The organism is Bacteroidota bacterium (assembly GCA_030017895.1).
GTDB lineage: Bacteria > Bacteroidota > Ignavibacteria > UBA10030 > BY39 > JASEGV01.
Genome location: JASEGV010000035.1, coordinates 15,525 through 31,855, shown reverse-complemented (window position 1 = coordinate 31,855; position 16,331 = coordinate 15,525). Strand labels below are relative to the sequence as shown.

General features: G+C 37.6%; 24 protein-coding genes and 2 tRNA genes. 24 read left to right on the top strand and 2 right to left on the bottom strand.

Features of this window, described 5'->3' with window-relative positions:
• Nucleotides 1-314, top strand: a 314-nt coding sequence (locus tag QME58_08235) for a T9SS type A sorting domain-containing protein (protein MDI6803819.1), incomplete at its 5' end; no start/stop codon positions are given.
• A gap of 379 nt (nucleotides 315-693) precedes the next feature.
• Here the strand turns inward: QME58_08235 and QME58_08230 are convergent.
• A tRNA-Glu gene (locus QME58_08230) sits at nucleotides 694-765 on the bottom strand.
• Between the two features lie 51 nt (nucleotides 766-816).
• Nucleotides 817-889: transfer RNA gene (locus QME58_08225), tRNA-Gln, on the bottom strand.
• Nucleotides 890-1,023: 134 nt separating this feature from the next.
• Between QME58_08225 and QME58_08220 the strand changes: the two genes are divergently transcribed.
• From QME58_08220 to QME58_08110, 23 genes are all read left to right on the top strand, one after another.
• Complete coding sequence (locus QME58_08220) at nucleotides 1,024-1,740, top strand: phosphoribosylaminoimidazolesuccinocarboxamide synthase (protein ID MDI6803818.1); 717 nt, start codon at nucleotides 1,024-1,026, stop codon at nucleotides 1,738-1,740.
• 17 nt (nucleotides 1,741-1,757) lie between these two features.
• Nucleotides 1,758-2,417 carry a phosphatidylserine decarboxylase family protein gene (locus QME58_08215; GenBank protein ID MDI6803817.1) on the top strand — a complete coding sequence of 220 codons (660 nt, stop codon included), beginning with the start codon at nucleotides 1,758-1,760 and terminating at the stop codon, nucleotides 2,415-2,417.
• A gap of 15 nt (nucleotides 2,418-2,432) precedes the next feature.
• Nucleotides 2,433-3,194, top strand: a complete 762-nt coding sequence (gene pssA, locus QME58_08210) for a CDP-diacylglycerol--serine O-phosphatidyltransferase (GenBank protein MDI6803816.1) — start codon at nucleotides 2,433-2,435, stop codon at nucleotides 3,192-3,194.
• A 12-nt stretch (nucleotides 3,195-3,206) separates the two neighbouring features.
• Nucleotides 3,207-3,461 (top strand): phosphoribosylformylglycinamidine synthase subunit PurS, encoded by a 255-nt coding sequence (gene purS, locus QME58_08205; GenBank protein ID MDI6803815.1) that lies wholly within the window; start codon nucleotides 3,207-3,209, stop codon nucleotides 3,459-3,461.
• 15 nt (nucleotides 3,462-3,476) lie between these two features.
• Nucleotides 3,477-3,791, top strand: a complete 315-nt coding sequence (locus QME58_08200) for a hypothetical protein (protein ID MDI6803814.1) — start codon at nucleotides 3,477-3,479, stop codon at nucleotides 3,789-3,791.
• 10 nt (nucleotides 3,792-3,801) lie between these two features.
• Nucleotides 3,802-4,524 (top strand): phosphoribosylformylglycinamidine synthase subunit PurQ, encoded by a 723-nt coding sequence (gene purQ, locus QME58_08195; GenBank protein ID MDI6803813.1) that lies wholly within the window; start codon nucleotides 3,802-3,804, stop codon nucleotides 4,522-4,524.
• Between the two features lie 15 nt (nucleotides 4,525-4,539).
• On the top strand, nucleotides 4,540-4,740 hold the full coding sequence (tatA, locus tag QME58_08190) for a twin-arginine translocase TatA/TatE family subunit (GenBank protein ID MDI6803812.1): 201 nt from the start codon (nucleotides 4,540-4,542) through the stop codon (nucleotides 4,738-4,740).
• Between the two features lie 8 nt (nucleotides 4,741-4,748).
• Nucleotides 4,749-4,961, top strand: coding sequence for a hypothetical protein (locus QME58_08185; GenBank protein MDI6803811.1), 213 nt, complete (start codon nucleotides 4,749-4,751; stop codon nucleotides 4,959-4,961).
• 41 nt (nucleotides 4,962-5,002) lie between these two features.
• A complete protein-coding gene (sucD, locus tag QME58_08180; protein ID MDI6803810.1) occupies nucleotides 5,003-5,929 on the top strand; it encodes a succinate--CoA ligase subunit alpha in 927 nt (308 codons plus the stop codon).
• Nucleotides 5,930-5,945: 16 nt separating this feature from the next.
• Complete coding sequence (ndk, locus tag QME58_08175) at nucleotides 5,946-6,368, top strand: nucleoside-diphosphate kinase (GenBank protein MDI6803809.1); 423 nt, start codon at nucleotides 5,946-5,948, stop codon at nucleotides 6,366-6,368.
• Nucleotides 6,365-6,898 (top strand): NUDIX hydrolase, encoded by a 534-nt coding sequence (locus QME58_08170; protein ID MDI6803808.1) that lies wholly within the window; start codon nucleotides 6,365-6,367, stop codon nucleotides 6,896-6,898. The genes ndk and QME58_08170 overlap by 4 nt, the downstream gene beginning before the upstream one ends.
• Nucleotide 6,899: 1 nt before the next feature.
• The gene (locus QME58_08165) at nucleotides 6,900-8,162 is read left to right on the top strand and encodes a DUF1343 domain-containing protein (protein MDI6803807.1); all 1,263 of its coding nucleotides are present in this window, start codon (nucleotides 6,900-6,902) and stop codon (nucleotides 8,160-8,162) included.
• 101 nt (nucleotides 8,163-8,263) lie between these two features.
• Nucleotides 8,264-10,270: a diguanylate cyclase gene (locus QME58_08160; GenBank protein ID MDI6803806.1), complete on the top strand. Its 2,007-nt coding sequence runs from the start codon at nucleotides 8,264-8,266 to the stop codon at nucleotides 10,268-10,270.
• A 35-nt stretch (nucleotides 10,271-10,305) separates the two neighbouring features.
• Complete coding sequence (locus QME58_08155; protein ID MDI6803805.1) at nucleotides 10,306-10,500, top strand: hypothetical protein; 195 nt, start codon at nucleotides 10,306-10,308, stop codon at nucleotides 10,498-10,500.
• A gap of 13 nt (nucleotides 10,501-10,513) precedes the next feature.
• Nucleotides 10,514-11,704 (top strand): phosphopentomutase, encoded by a 1,191-nt coding sequence (locus QME58_08150; protein MDI6803804.1) that lies wholly within the window; start codon nucleotides 10,514-10,516, stop codon nucleotides 11,702-11,704.
• 5 nt (nucleotides 11,705-11,709) lie between these two features.
• Nucleotides 11,710-11,982: a EutN/CcmL family microcompartment protein gene (locus QME58_08145; protein ID MDI6803803.1), complete on the top strand. Its 273-nt coding sequence runs from the start codon at nucleotides 11,710-11,712 to the stop codon at nucleotides 11,980-11,982.
• Nucleotides 11,982-12,272 (top strand): EutN/CcmL family microcompartment protein, encoded by a 291-nt coding sequence (locus QME58_08140; GenBank protein ID MDI6803802.1) that lies wholly within the window; start codon nucleotides 11,982-11,984, stop codon nucleotides 12,270-12,272. Before QME58_08145 ends, QME58_08140 begins: the two co-directional genes overlap by 1 nt.
• Before the next feature lie 27 nt (nucleotides 12,273-12,299).
• Nucleotides 12,300-13,157, top strand: coding sequence for an RNA polymerase sigma factor RpoD/SigA (locus QME58_08135; protein ID MDI6803801.1), 858 nt, complete (start codon nucleotides 12,300-12,302; stop codon nucleotides 13,155-13,157).
• 48 nt (nucleotides 13,158-13,205) lie between these two features.
• Nucleotides 13,206-13,829 (top strand): C40 family peptidase, encoded by a 624-nt coding sequence (locus QME58_08130; protein ID MDI6803800.1) that lies wholly within the window; start codon nucleotides 13,206-13,208, stop codon nucleotides 13,827-13,829.
• A 50-nt stretch (nucleotides 13,830-13,879) separates the two neighbouring features.
• On the top strand, nucleotides 13,880-14,437 hold the full coding sequence (gene def, locus QME58_08125) for a peptide deformylase (GenBank protein ID MDI6803799.1): 558 nt from the start codon (nucleotides 13,880-13,882) through the stop codon (nucleotides 14,435-14,437).
• A 31-nt stretch (nucleotides 14,438-14,468) separates the two neighbouring features.
• Nucleotides 14,469-15,392 (top strand): methionyl-tRNA formyltransferase, encoded by a 924-nt coding sequence (gene fmt, locus QME58_08120; protein MDI6803798.1) that lies wholly within the window; start codon nucleotides 14,469-14,471, stop codon nucleotides 15,390-15,392.
• On the top strand, nucleotides 15,389-15,892 hold the full coding sequence (locus tag QME58_08115; protein ID MDI6803797.1) for a rhodanese-like domain-containing protein: 504 nt from the start codon (nucleotides 15,389-15,391) through the stop codon (nucleotides 15,890-15,892). Before fmt ends, QME58_08115 begins: the two co-directional genes overlap by 4 nt.
• Nucleotides 15,889-16,329 carry a MauE/DoxX family redox-associated membrane protein gene (locus tag QME58_08110; GenBank protein ID MDI6803796.1) on the top strand — a complete coding sequence of 147 codons (441 nt, stop codon included), beginning with the start codon at nucleotides 15,889-15,891 and terminating at the stop codon, nucleotides 16,327-16,329. The genes QME58_08115 and QME58_08110 overlap by 4 nt, the downstream gene beginning before the upstream one ends.
• Nucleotides 16,330-16,331 lie beyond the last annotated feature (2 nt).

Here is a 16,331-nt window from a genome sequence, read left to right as displayed (position 1 = left end):
CGCAAGCAATCTCAAAATCAAACACTAATGAAGAAGTAAAAAATATGCCGGTAGAATATGGTCTGTCTCAAAACCATCCCAACCCGTTCAACCCTACAACAATTATCAATTATCAATTGCCAATTGACAGTTGGGTAACTTTGAAAGTGTATGATGTTTTAGGTCGTGAAGTAGCAACGCTTGTGGATGAGTTCAAAGATGGAGGTTATTATGAAGCAACTTGGGATGCAACGAATATTCCGAGCGGCGTGTACTTCTATAGATTACAAGCAGGCACTTACTCTGATACAAAAAAATTGCTACTCATCAAATAGGTTGTTAACTTCATAGTAACTCCGAGCAGCAAGAAGCCGGGCAAAACTGTCCGGCTTTATTATTTGTACATTATTAATACCACAACATCTAACTTTTCCACTGCACCCAATCCCTGACAGTTATAGTAAAGCCCTTGATCAAAATATCATGGCTGTGGAAATGAAACAAAGGAATTGTCCTAAAATTGTCCTAACTCAGTATAAATATAGGGTAAAGGTGCGGTTAGTGAGAATTGAAGGTTGGGAATTTAATCATATAATTTGGTTGTTTCTACTATCAGATTGGGGTGGCTATCCCGTTTCACTTCGTTCATCGGGATTCTCAATCCAACAGATAACTTAGTTTCATTTCATTTTCTAAGTTATGTTGGATTGGAAGTAGCGCTAACGGGATTCGAACCCGTATTCCCGCCTTGAGAGGGCGGTGTCCTAACCCTTAGACGATAGCGCCAAAGGAAAAAAAAATCGAATTTCGCATTTCGAAATTCGAAATTTGGATATGCTGCCCTGTCAGGATTCGAACCTGAACTAACTTGATCCAGAGTCAAGTGTGTTGCCAATTACACCACAGGGCAATAGGTATTTTTTTCTGCGTCCAATATACTTATTTGTGCCATTATAATCAACCTTGACATTCTTCTTTTTTTTTGCTAATATACTACAGTATTCGTTAATAATTATCGTTAGATTCTCTCTCAATGGAGATAAAGTGACTAAACCAAAAGGACGCGAACTTATATATCAGGGCACTACAAAAAATATTTACACTGCCGACCAACCTAATTTTTTGATAATGGAATTTAAATCAGATTCCCAAGATATCAAAAAGTTACGTGGGAAAACTAAAAATATTATTAACCTTCGGGTAGAAATATCTTCTTATCTTTTCGAATACTTAGAAAAATACCAAATTCCCACTGATTTTGTTCGAACTTTATCCGATTTCGAGTTGCTCATCAAAAAAAACCATCCGGTAAAAACATCAGTACATGTGTATAACTGTGCAACTTCTTCGTTGAGTAAAAAATTCGATATAAAAGAAGGCGTTCCTCTGACGTTTCCGATATTTGAGTATTGTTATTATAACAAAGATAAAAATAAAACAGCGTTTAACGAAACGCACATTCTATCTTTAGGGCTTACCCCTATCGAGGATTTCAAGGCAATCAACCGGTTAGCATCGAAAACGAATGCTGTGTTGCGTTCACTTTGTGAAAGGCGAAATTTGGTTTTAACTGATGTTGAACTTGAATTCGGACATATCGAAGATAAAATCGTACTAAGCGGCGAGCTTTCACCTTTAACCTGCCGCTTCTGGAATATCTCGGAAGATGGAAAATATCAACGCGATTATTTTAATCACTCAAATGAAAATATTTATAAAGTATTTTCAGAATTAAACGACAGGCTTTCGCATAAAGTCTAAATTAACAGGAGAATTTCTTGATAGCTAAATATGGTTTCGATGTTGTTGGGGTAGTTTTGTTTATTTGTTTTACACTGATATTAATATCAATAATTTTTATTCGTGTTGATTTATTAAGATTCATACTGATTATTTTCAGTTCAGCATTTATTTTATTCACCCTCTATTTTTTTAGAGACCCGGATCGAGTTACACCGGCAGGAAATAACCTGATAATATCGCCTGCCGATGGGAAAATTATTTCAATAAAAGATGTTCATGAAGATAGTTTTTTAAAATGCGATGCCGTGCTTATCAGCATTTTTATGTCGCCTTTTAATGTCCACGTCAATCGCTATCCCATTGATGGCACAATACAATATTTCGAACATATTCCGGGTAAATATATGGTTGCATTCGAGGATAAAGCCTCCGATGTAAACGAACGAACTTTAATTGGCATCGAAAGCCAAAAGGGTAAAATATTGTTTAAACAAATTGCTGGAGCTGTGGCTCGAAGAATTGTAGCTGACCTGAAAATCGGAATGCCTGCCAAAGCAGGCGAACGGTTTGGTATGATTAAGTTCGGATCGCGCGTCGACGTACTTCTTCCAAAGGGAAAAATTACAGTTAAAGTAAGTATAGGACAAAATGTATCAGCCGGCGAAACAGTAATAGCTGAATTCACAGGTGAATAAGGATGATAATCTAAAATGAAAATTACTCGAGCTGTTGTTCCAAGTCTTTTTACCGTCCTTAATATGTTTTGCGGTTTTTTCTCCATCATTCATTCGAGTAAAGAAAATTTCGAAGTTGCTGCCTGGCTTATTATACTTGGTGCTATTTTCGATTCGTTAGATGGAATTATGGCACGAATTACCAAATCGTCCAGCAAATTCGGTGTCGAGTTCGATTCATTATCCGATTTGATAACATTCGGTGCAGCACCTTCTTTTATGGCGTATAAAATTTATCTGCATAATCTCGAAGGACTGGGAATTATTATAAGTTCGCTACCTTTAATTTTAGGTGGAATACGTCTCGCTCGCTTTAACGTACAGTTAGTTGGTTTTGATAAAGATTATTTCAAAGGACTTCCAATTCCTGCACAGGCAATTGCTTTAGTAGCATTTGTCCTAACTTATTATACGGAAGCCGACGGTATTGCCGGTTGGAAAGCCGATGTTTTTATCGTTCTCATAATATGGTTATCGCTATTAATGGTCAGCACATTTAAATATGATACTCTGCCCAAATTCAATAAACGGAATATCAAAGAGTATCCTTTAAAATTCGGTATATTCCTGACGGCTGTTGTAATTATTTTAGCTACAAAAGGGGCAGCAATTTTCCCCCTCTTTGTTTTATTTTCTTTCACAGGAATTATCAGATGGACTATTTTAACAATCCCGAAATTATTCCAAGATGGAAAAATAGTTGAAGAAGATACTGAAAAAACGAGTATTGATGTGTAAATATATAGGTCGATTTTGTTCTTAGCAAAAATAACAATCACTCTAAAGAAATCAATTCTTGACCCTCAGGGCAAAGCGGTTTTTCATGCTCTCGAGAGTTTAAACTTTTCTTCCATTCAGGATGTTAGAATAGGTAAATACATAGAAATGAAAATTAACAGCAACAATATGGAAGAAGCTAAACAACAAACCGAAGATGCTTGTCGAAAGTTGCTATCGAACGTTATTATGGAAAACTACTCCTTTACTGTTGAAGAAATAAATTAAATAGAAGGGTATTATATGGATACATTATATTATTATTTTAAAAAAACTTGGGTTGAATTTTCAATTGTTGGTTATGCGTTAATAGGTATTTTATCTTTATTTATGAATCATTTATTTCAACCCATTTCACATTTGGTTTTGTTATTAATCGGCATATCAACATTGTTTGTTGCTGCTTCGCTCGATCGGATTAAAGTAATCCTGTTTCTGGGGCAAAATAAAAAATTAGTACTCAAAGCCCAATTGCTGTTATACTTTTTTTCAATTCTCATAATCGTGCTTATGATAACCAAATTAGATCTGCTACATTCACTATCGCGATGGGATTAGAGATTTATAAATGATTCGCTCGGATGTTAAATTTGGTGTAGTGGTTTTTCCGGGTTCAAACTGCGACCACGATTGTTATTATGTACTGAAAAATATATTAAATCAGGAAGTACGATATTTCTGGCACAAAGAAACTTCAGTTGCGGATGTTGATGCGCTGATTTTGCCTGGCGGTTTTTCGTATGGCGATTATTTACGATGCGGTGCAATTGCCCGATTTTCACCAATTATGAAAGCAGTAATTGAGTTTGCCAACAAAGGTGGTGTTGTAATAGGAATTTGTAACGGCTTTCAAATACTTTGCGAAACGGGGTTGCTGCCCGGTGTTCTGTTGCGTAATAAATCGCTCAAGTTCATCTGCGATTATGTTTATCTGCGGGTCGAAAATAATTCTAACCGCTTCACCTCGGAATACAGACAAGGTGAAATAATTAAAATACCAATTGCCCACGGTGATGGTAATTATTTTGCGGACGCAGAAACGATTAATAGATTAGAACAAAACCGTCAAATAGTATTCCGTTACAGTGATGTAAATGGGATAATTACGGATGGAGCGAATCCGAATGGTGCTCTTCACAATATTGCGGGAATAATTAACGAAGCTGGAAATGTTCTCGGTATGATGCCGCACCCCGAAAGAGCTTCGGATGAAGTGCTGCTTCATACGGATGGTAAAAAAATGTTTGAATCAGTTATTAAAAAATTAATTCATGAAAAAGTGTTTAACTAACTAAAAGGTAAAATTATGTTTGGCAATTTAGGAACGACTGAAATATTATTAATTTTTCTTTTCATTTTAATATTTTTTGGTGCTAAAAAAATTCCGGATTTAGCTCAAGGTTTAGGCAAGGGCATACGTGAATTTCGGAAAGCAGCACGAGATATTCAAACCGACATCGAACAACCAAAGGATTCTGCAAAAGTAGAAGAGAAGAAGGATCAATAAAATTCCTAATGGTATATCAGGAATTATTCAAAACTCTGAACGAGTCGCACAATAAGTATCTTGTTGTTGGCGGTATGGAAGTCAGTTTACATGGAATACCACGCTCGACTTATCACATAAACAAATACCGATGGACCAACGACTCGAATGGTTTGAAGAATGGCATGAATTTATTTATGAGAAACTTTACAGAAATTTCGCAGAGGCAAAATATAAAATAATAATAAATATTAATGTTTAACAAAATTAAGAAGATTAATTTATGAGCATACTTGCAGATAATACAACACGTTTAGTAGTACAAGGAATAACAGGTGGCGAAGGAACGTTTCATACATCGCAAATGATTGCATACGGAACGAAAGTCGTTGCCGGCGTAACACCTGGTAAAGGTGACATGATGTATAAAGGAAACGAAATAGATACGTTTGCACATCCGGTACCAGTTTTCAACACCGTTGCCGATGCAGTTAAATCGGAAGGTGCCAACACCTCGGTGATTTTTGTACCATCGGCTTTTGCCGCAGATGCAATAAAAGAATCCGCAGATGCTGGGATTAAGTTAATCGTGTGCATTACTGAGGGAATTCCGACAAAAGATATGGTAATCGTGAAAGAATATCTAAAACAGAAAAATGTTCGTTTGATAGGACCAAATTGTCCGGGTGTCATTTCGCCGGGGAAAGCAAAAGTTGGAATTATGCCGGGCTTTATTCATTTGCCTGGGAAAGTCGGACTGATTTCGCGCAGTGGTACGTTAACATACGAAGCCGTCTGGCAGCTAACCGAGCGAGGCATCGGTCAGTCAACCTGCATCGGAATTGGCGGCGATCCGATTATCGGAACTCAATTTACAGATGCTTTGAAAATATTTAAGAACGATCCGGATACCGAAGCAATAATTATGATTGGTGAGATAGGTGGAACAGCCGAAGAGGAAGCTGCTGAATACATTAAGAAAGAATTTAATAAACCGGTTATCGGATTTATTGCAGGAAGAACAGCACCTCCCGGACGAAGAATGGGTCACGCTGGCGCAATAATTTCAGGAGGCAAGGGAACTGCTTCTGAAAAAATGCAAGCGATGCGTGAAGCGGGGATTCATGTTGTTGAAAGTCCGGCCCTGATTGGTGAAACCGTACAAAAAGTTTTAGCTGAACAAAGGAAACCGGCAAAAAGTAAAAAATAAAAAGGAGTAACAATTGATAGAAAGAACATTAGCAATTCTGAAACCTGATTGCGTTAGAAAAAAATTAACAGGTGCAGTAATTGCACGAATAGAAAAAGCAGGTTTTAAAATAATCGGCATAAAAAAAAACCGGCTTACCAAAGAAACTGCTGGTGCATTTTATGCTGTTCATAAAGGCATGCCCTTTTACGATGGTTTGGTCGAGTTTATGAGCTCGGGTTGCTGTGTTCCAATAGCTTTAGAAAAAGAGAATGCAATTGCAGATTTTCGAGCTTTAATCGGCGCAACCGATCCGGCTGAAGCTGTGCCGGGTACTATCAGGAAAGATTTTGCCGACAACAAAGGTGAGAATATCGTGCACGGATCCGACTCACCCGAAAACGGTAAAATTGAGATAGCATTCTTTTTCTCTGAAAAAGAATTAATCGAAGTTATATGAAACTGAAACCATGGAAAAAATTAAAGCAGATAAATAACATTCCGAATAATTGGTGGACTTATTTAGTTGATGAGGTTCAACTTCCCTCAGGGAAATTGGGTGAGTATCACTATGTCCACACGAATGGGTCGAGTTTAATAATTCCGGTTTTCGACGACGGTAATATTTTGATGGTCAAACAATATCGTTACCTCGCCGGAAAAGAAAGTCTTGAATTTCCTTGCGGTAGCATCGCCGACGGTGCTACTATCGAGGAAATGGCAGCTCAAGAATTGGCAGAAGAAGCCGGCTTAAAAGCGGGTGAATTGACTTTTGCAGGCACTTATAATCCCTATAACGGTGTAACAGACGAAATGTGCAATGTTTTCATAGCACGTAGTCTAACACCTATTAATATCTCTCACGATGATACAGAAGAATTTGAAAGGATTATTTTGAGTAGGAAAGAGATTGATTCCAAGATTAAATCAAATGAAATATGGGACGGAATGACACTCGCTGCATGGATTTTAGCGATGGATAAAATATAACTTGTTCACAAAAGCGCTATATAATGTACTGACGTTTTTATTTATTTATCTTTCGGGCAACGTTCTACTCTATTCGCAACAAAGCAAGGTTAGATACGGGGCTGATGTATTCTTCGAAAAATATTATGAGAAAATTTCGGGGAAGCGCGTCGGAGTAATTTGCAACCATACGTCTTTGCTATCCAACGGTGTTCACATTGTTGATTCACTTCTAAAAAAGAATATAGATATAGTGGCATTATTCAGTCCTGAACATGGCATACGAGGCAGAGTACCTGCTGGTATAAAAGTTCAAGACCAAACAGATTCTATAACCGGTATAAAAATATATTCGTTGTATGGAAAAACACTCAAACCAACTCCGGAAATGCTTCAGGGAATCGAAGTATTACTATTTGATTTACAAGATGTTGGGGCACGGTTTTATACTTACAATGTTACGATGGCTTATGCAATGCAGGCGGCTGCGGAAAATAAAATCCGGTTTATATTGCTCGACCGTCCCAACCCTATAAATGGTGTTGATGTTGAAGGACCTCTACTCGATGTAAATTTGAAATCAGCAGTTGGTTTTTTCCCTATTCCTATTCGCCATGGTTTGACGTTGGGTGAAATTGCAAAAATGGCAGTCGGCGAAAATTGGATTGATAAAAATATTCAAAATGATTTAACTGTAATTCCGATGGAAAATTGGAAACGGAAAATGTATTTTGATGGAACAAAACTTCCTTGGGTGTCGCCCTCCCCAAATATGAAAACTGTTTCTACAGCAGTTGTGTATCCGGGAAATTGTCTGTTTGAAGCGACGAATATTTCGGAAGGACGCGGGACTGAAAAACCGTTTGAATATATCGGGGCGCCCTGGATTGACGGGAAATTGTTAGCGAAGAAATTAAATGATCTTAAACTGAAAGGTCTTCGATTTGAACCAATCGAATTTACCCCCGCATCGGATTCGGTTACAGGAGCAACCCCCAAGTATGCCAATCGCAAATGTAGCGGAATTTACTTTAAAGTTTTGGATAGACAAAAATATAAACCTGTTGAAACTTTCCTTTATGTGATTCAGATAATTCAAAAATTTTATCCTGATTCTTTAAAATATAATCGTAACTTTTTCGATAAATTAATAGGCGATAAGAAGGTTCTTGAGAACTTAAATATTAAAAATGGTCGAAAAGCTGTCGAAAAGTTCTCCAAAGTCGGTATGGAGGGCTTTAAAAAAAACGCTCAAAAATACCTTATTTATGCTAAAAATCCTTAATCAAATATTGTTATTGGATAAATATCAATGATTTTGTTGACTTTGTTTGTAATATTGTTTAAATTAAGCCGATTTTCGATAGTATTTTCAATCAAAAAACTATGTTGAATTTAACAACCCAATCGCATTGGGACAAGGTTTTTCGATTTATTCAGAATATTGATGGGTTGATTTTATTGGTGGGACTCTCAACCATCAGTATAACTTTTTGGATTGACGATCTGTTTGGAAAATCTATATTTACATTTATATTTTGCACGGCTGTTTGTTTATTCATTTTATCAATTATGTTTAAGCAGAAAGAACTAACAGCTACAATGTTTCAGGATGCTAAACAATCCGAGGATATTTTAGAAGTAAGAACATCAGAGGAAGAAAACGAGATGAAAAAACTAGTATTCGATGATTTCCAAAGCGACCGACTGGGGAAATGTGTGGTCAAGGAAATTGACGATGATGTGGTAGTCCGTTCGAAGAATAAAACCGTGGCACCTCAAACTCCAAAAGAGGGGAAAAAAGTTATGGTTAACAAACCTTTAAAACCTGAGGCGAAGCAAGCTGTTCGTGAGTTTCAGGTTTCCGATTTTTTTGATGTGAACGCTGATGTTTACAAAGGTGGTTCAGAACCGCGAACTGAATTTGATTACTTATTGAATAAAGTTCTTGCAGTAATTAAAGAAGTTACTTTTGCCCACACTGTAGCTTTTTTCTGGGCAAACCAGGAAAAACAACAAATGGTTTGTGAAGAAAAAATTACAGACAGTCATTACTTCTTAGATTCCCGTCGTTTTAATATCGGGCATGATATCGTAAGCAAAATCGCTCTACAATCGAAGCCCGAAATCATTACACGAGTTAATCCTGTTTCCGAACACGAATTGATTGCTTATTATTCCCAGCCGCAATTCATAAAATCGTTTGTCGGTGTACCGGTATTCTTTAAAAATTTAGTAGCAAATAAATCAGTCGATGAAGCTGTTGCCGTTGTTGCAATAGATAGTAAAACCGAAGAAGCGTTCGGTTATGAAACATTGCTTCTACTGGGACAGTGTACAAAATTGATTTCGGGATTAATTAAAAGTTATACCGATAAATATGACTTACTTCTTGATGCCGAACTTTTGAATGCAATACATCGTTTTCAAGAGAAGATAAAGGCAGATTTAACTGTCTCAACAATCTCGCAATCGCTTGTTGATGAATCCACAAAATTACTGAAATGGGATTTCATCTCGGTCGTGATGCAGGACGAAGTGAAACAGATTTGGACTGTCCAAAAAGTTATAAACCGTAGCGGCGAAATTTATATTCGACCTGATACTACAATTGATTTTCATTCGAGTATAGTCGGTGAAGTTATAAAAAATAATTCGCACGAATTGATAGAAGATATAGGATCGCAAAACAGATGTCGATATTTTGAAGCCGAAAAAATAAACAATTCCGGTTCGTTCATTTCGATACCGATTAGTTCGATGAATAAATGCTATGGTGCATTAAACGTCGAGAGCAAAGATAAATATAATTTCTCGAAACAGGATATCGAAGTATTATACCGGCTTACAGAAAATGCCGCCGCCGCTCTAGAAGTTTTTTATATGAACAAAATAATCGACGAGTATGTAATCGTCGATGAATTGACGGGCGTTTATTCGAAAAAATTCTGGAACGAAAAATATAATGACGAATTATCCAGAGCCGACGATTTCGGTGAAGATTTATCTTTATTGTTTTTATGTGTGGATAATTACCCCGAATTACTCGTTCGTTATGGTCAAAACGGTATCAATCATTTGCTCGTAACCTTATCAAAGGTCATTCGTAGCAGTGTCAGGCAATACGACCTTGTCGGAAGGTTAAACAAAGACCGGTTCGGAATTGCATTAATACGCACGCCAGCCAATGAGGCATATTTATGGGCTGAAAAAATTCGCAAAACAATCGCTTCGGTCGTGGTAACATTTGAGAATAAAAGTTTTTCTGTTACACTCAGCATCGGGGTCTCCGGTGCGAGCGAAGGAATGACGAAAGAAGAACTAATCAAAAATACGTCATTAGTTCTGCAAAAAGCCACCGAGAGTGGTGGAAACACAGTTAGAGTTTTTTAAATAACATAAGAAATATTAATAGGAGAAAATTATAAATGGCAAAACAACAATCATTTGCTGACAAAGCGGCGAAAGCTGCAAAACAACGGGGACGTAAATGTCCTAAATGTGAATCTATGACTGAACCGATTTTGATTATATCAAGCATGTTAGCGAATACAGGCTCTTGGAAATTCAATCAAAAACGTCTTCAGATTTGTAAGTGCAACGAAAAAGAGGTTTATTCTTAGTCCAGGATAAACTTTGCATAAAAAGGTTATTCTTGTTATCCTTGACGGAGTCGGTGTAGGCGAATTACCGGATGCAAATTTGTATAAGGATGAAGGCAGCAACACACTCGCTAATTTATCTGACAATGTTGCCAGCCTCAACCTCCCGAATTTACAAAAATTTGGTCTTGGGAATATTATACCAATTAAGTTTGTACCGCCGTCTGAACAACCGAATGCTTCCTTTGGAAAAATGGCGGCAAAGTCGAAAGGTAAAGATAGCACCACAGGGCATTGGGAATTATTGGGTGTAATTACTGAAAAAGAGTTTCTTACATACCCGAACGGATTTCCTGATGATTTATTGGAAAAATTTTTATCAGCTACAAACTCAAAAGGATATTTAGGAAATAAGGCAGCTTCAGGTACTGATATTATAAATGATTTAGGTGAAGAACATCAGCGGACAGGTTTTCCGATTATTTACACATCGGCAGATTCTGTTTTTCAGATAGCTGCACATGAGCAAACTATACCGCTCGAAAGACTCTATGAAATCTGTGAAATATCGAGAACGCAAGTTTGTATTGGCAAACACTTAGTAGGGCGGATAATTGCACGTCCCTTTGCTGGTGATCCTGGCAATTATAAACGAACAGGAAACAGACGCGATTTTTCGGTTGCGCCTCATGGAGATACATTGTTGGATATTTTGAAAAACAAAAATATCCCAACTATCGGTATCGGAAAAATTGACGACTTGTTTGCCGGAAGAGGATTATCCGAAATTATTCACACGAAATCCAATGCTGAAGGTGTCCGTTCAATAATTGAACAAAGTAAAAAAAATAAATCGGGACTGATTATTGCGAATTTAGTTGATTTCGACCAATTATACGGTCATCGAAATGATCCATTAGGTTTTGCAAATGCTCTGGAAGAATTTGATTTGGCTTTACCTAAAATTGCGGAAACTTTGAGCGACGGCGAATGGTTGATACTCACAGCAGACCACGGTAACGATCCGATAACTCCGAGCACCGATCATTCGCGTGAGTATGTTCCGATACTCTGTTATTCACCGGATGATAAAGTTGGTATCAATTTAGGTATACGTGAATCGTTCGCTGATTTAGCTAAAACTATCGGAGAAATTTTTGAACTCGATGATTCTTCATTGCAAATAAGTGGTACAAGTTTTTATCATTCATTAATAAATAAATAAATATTATGACTCTCGGAAAAGTAGTGGGAACTGTTTGGGCTACTCGTAAGGACGAGGAGCTGGTCGGTTTCAAGTTGCAAATTGTAAAACATATTGGTTTAGATTACAAAGTTAAAGATACTTTTTTAGTAGCTGTTGATACAGTCCAAGCAGGAATTGGAGATATCGTTTTAGTTTGCAGCGGCAGTTCTGCCCGGCAAACTACTTTAACAAAAAACAAACCTGTTGATGCTGTAATAATGGCAGTGGTAGATAAATTAGATATCGAAGAGAACTGATGTTTTTTGCAAAAGTAATAGGCACAATTTGGGGAACACGGAAAGACCCGAATACGATTGGATTCAAACTTCAGTTCATTCAACCGCTGAATGCTCATCGCGAAAAAACCGGTGATCCCATCGTAGCTGTCGATACGGTAGGTGCCGGTCCGGGCGAAACAGTTTTTTACATCTCAGCACGAGAAGCTACTGTTCCGCTTCCTGTAGAAATGGCTCCCGTTGATGCAACAATTGTTGGCATCGTTGACCGTATAGATGTGAACAAAGAATATCTGAAATTAAAAAAATAAATTTTGACAAATAATATAAGGTAATTGATGGGTAAGATACCTAAACAATACACGAATAGAGAAAGCCAATCCCTTGATAAATATTTACAAGAGATTGGAAAAGTAGATTTACTGAATCAGGAAGAAGAAATTGAACTTGCCCGCCGGATAAAAAAAGGCGATCAAAAGTCTCTTGAGAAATTAACTAAAGCAAACTTACGTTTTGTGGTAAGTGTAGCAAAACAATACCAGAATCAAGGATTATCGCTCGGTGATTTGATCAATGAAGGAAACTTAGGATTGATTAAAGCTGCAAAACGGTTTGATGAAACACGCGGATTTAAGTTTATATCGTATGCTGTGTGGTGGATTCGCCAATCAATTTTGCAAGCTTTAGCCGAGCAGTCCCGAATTGTTCGGTTACCCTTGAATCGCGTCGGTGCATTGAATAAAATAGGCAAAGCCTTCAGCACGTTGGAACAGGAATTTGAACGCGAGCCGAGTGCAATCGAGTTAGCTGAAGAATTGGATATGTCGCTATATGAAGTTGCCGACACTCTAAAAATTTCGGGTAGGCATGTTTCGATGGATGCGCCATTTGTTCAAGGTGAAGAAAGTCGTCTGTTGGATGTTATCCAGGACGAGAGAACTCCGATGCCCGACCAGGATTTAATGAAAGAATCGCTAAGTAAAGAGGTAGAACGCGCACTAAATACATTGAGCGACAGAGAGGCGGAAGTAATCCGCTTGTATTTCGGATTAGGCAGAGAACATTCGTTGACTTTAGAAGAGATAGGTGAAAAATTTGCATTAACACGAGAACGTGTCCGGCAGATAAAAGAAAAAGCTATTCGACGCATGCGGCATGCTTCACGAAGCAAACACTTACGTTCTTATTTAGGATGATATTTGAAGCCCCTATTTGGGGCTTCAATTTTTACGGTGGATTATTTGATGACTTCTAAACAAATATTTATTTCGATTTTAATAATTGTTAATTCGTTTCTATTTTATGCTTGCTCAGGTTCTGACCCGCGATTCAAGGCTAAGGAATTTCGGGCGCCAGAGGAAAAGGATACGAACAAAGAATTCCGTTTTGCAAGCGAAGAAGCAAAAGAAGAAGCGGCAGAAGATGACCGCAAGGTTGATATACCATCTGTAAAAGACCAAATACTAAAATCTGCACCACCGAAAAGTCCGGAACGAGCCGAGCGCGATAAAGTACTTATCGAGGTGTTAAGTTTGATTGGTACTCCTTATTCTTACGGGGGAAACGATTCGGATGGAATTGATTGCTCCAGTTTTTCCTGTCAGATTTTTGAAAAATCTTTCGGTATCAAACTACCCCGTTCAACCAACGAACAATATCGAATAGGTTCATCAGTTTTAAAATCCGAATTGGCTTTTGGCGACTTGGTATTTTTCAATACAACCGGGCGGAATCCTTCACACGTAGGAGTTTATTTAGGCGATGATTTGTTTGCTCATGCGAGTCGTTCGTTCGGAGTTACGATATCATCTATGCAAAGTACATATTATAAAAAAAGATATGTTGGTGCGAAGAGAGTAGTTGAATAGTGTTCCGTAAATTTTTATATTTGTTATAACATTATCAAAGGAAAAGATTTTTGTCAGTATTACCCATATATTTAGATGGCACAAAGCCGCTTCGTAAAAAGGCGAAACCAGTTTCCCAAATAGATGATTCTACTCTGAAGTTTATTATGGACATGTTCGAGACGATGCACAGCGCCGATGGTATCGGCTTAGCGGCTAATCAGGTTGGCGTTCTGCAGCGAATAATTGTAGTTGATGTTTCATTCCTCGAAGAGTATGAAGATGTAAAACCATTTGCACTAATCAATCCCGAAGTGATTTCTGAAGAAGGTAAATGCTCTATGGAAGAGGGCTGTTTAAGTGTCCCGGATGTTCGCGGCGAAATAGAACGACCTCAAAAAATTGTAGTAAATTACAAGGACACTAAATTCAAAGATCAACAAATTGTAGCAGAAGATTTATTAGCACGGGTAATTCTACACGAGCTGGATCATTTGAACGGTGTTTTGTTCGTTGATTATTTGACTAAGTCGAAGAAGCAAGAATTAAAAGAAGCAATCGAAAAAATTCAGAATGGTGAAGTTGCAACAAAATATCCCGTCGTAACTACACAAAGAGTCATTTTATAAAGAACATAAATTCAATTAAACTGAAAGCGAAATGCGAATTATATTTATGGGGACTCCCGAATTTGCCATCCCCAGTTTAAGTTTGTTGTTAGAAAATTATTGCGATGTTGCAGCAGTTGTAACCACTCCTGATAAACCGCAGGGGAGAGGACAAACTTTGGCTTTTTCTGCGGTCAAACAATTCGCTTTACGAAAAGAGCTGAAAGTTCTTCAACCTGAATCGCTGAAAGACGAAAACTTTATTTCTCAATTAAAAGGATTGAATGCTGACCTGTTTGTTATCGTTGCTTTCCGAATTCTTCCGAGCGAAGTTTTTACTATACCGAAACTTGGTGCGTTTAATTTACATGCTTCGCTTTTACCGAAATATCGCGGTGCAGCACCAATCAACTGGGCAATCATTAATGGCGAAAAAGAAACCGGCGTAACAACTTTTTTTCTACAGGAGAAAGTCGATACCGGAAACGTTATCTTGCAAGCCCGCTTACCAATTAAGGAAAACGAAACTGCCGGCGAGTTACACGATCGGCTTACTGAAATAGGTGCTGAGATTGTGTTACACACCGTTCGTTTAATAGAAGCTGGTAAAGTCAAACCAAAATCTCAGGATGACTCGGTAGCCACACCGGCGCCAAAAATATTTAAAGAACATTGTGTTATTGATTGGAATAAAAGCGCCCTACAAATTCATAATTTTGTTCGCGGTCTTTCACCGTCACCTTGTGCACATACTCATCACAACGGAAAACTAATACGAATATTCAAAACTAAGATTATCGATAATTATACGAAAGATCAATCAGGAAAAATTATCGATTCATCCAAACGAGCGTTAGTAGCAACGGGTGAGGGTGCGATTGAAATATTGGAACTTCAGCAGGAAGGCAAACGCCGGTTGAGTGCGGAAGAATTCCTGCGCGGATACCATCTAACAAAGAATGATAAATTCGAATGATAGAAATTTTTAAACCAAAAAATTCGTTTCATGAGGCATTAATAATAATCGTTTTCGTTCTGCTTATTGCAATTGTTTATAATACTTTATCGCCTAAGGGAATTGCACTTTTAAATCAATCTCCCATATACAACGAAGTAAGCGATTCACTTTTATTCAATCACACTACAATAGTTTCTGATACCGCTTCAAATCGGTCAGTATCTTTATCCCAATTGCAGCGGCTAATTACAACAAAATCAGCATTAATTATTGATGCGCGAAATCCAGAAGCGTATCAAGAAGGTCATATTCCAACCGCTATCAACATTCCTTACTTGAATATGTTTGATTATATGTCCAGGTTAGTTACAATTCCTACCGATACGCCCATTGTAATTTACTGTGAAGGAGTTAATTGCGAGTTAAGCACGAACTTGGCAAAAGCTATGAAGGATATGAACTTTAAACGAGTATTTATTTATCACGATGGTATGGAGGGTTGGGAGAAAGCTAAATGATTAGAAAAGTTATCGGTAACAAATTTTTAACATACGCTTCGCGTGTAGTTGTAGGTTTTGTTTTAATTATGGCAAGCGTACCAAAGGTTGCCGAACCAGCCGCATTCGCCAAATCGATTCAAGCTTATCAAATTCTTCCACCGTTTTTCATAAATGTATTTGCCATCTCTATACCATGGCTTGAATTGGTTATCGGTATATTCTTAATCTTCGGATTATTGCTAAGGGGGAGCTCGCTTTTATCGGCTATTTTATTTGCTGCTTTTTCTGTTTTGATTGCTGTTAGTTTATTGCGAGGACTTTCCATCGATTGCGGGTGTTTCGGGCTCGACGGTGCACCTTTAAGCTGGAGCAGATTTTTTGAAGATATCGGATTGTTACTACTATCTATTCTGATATATTATAACTCGATAAAATTCTTCATCACTAAAAATTAATT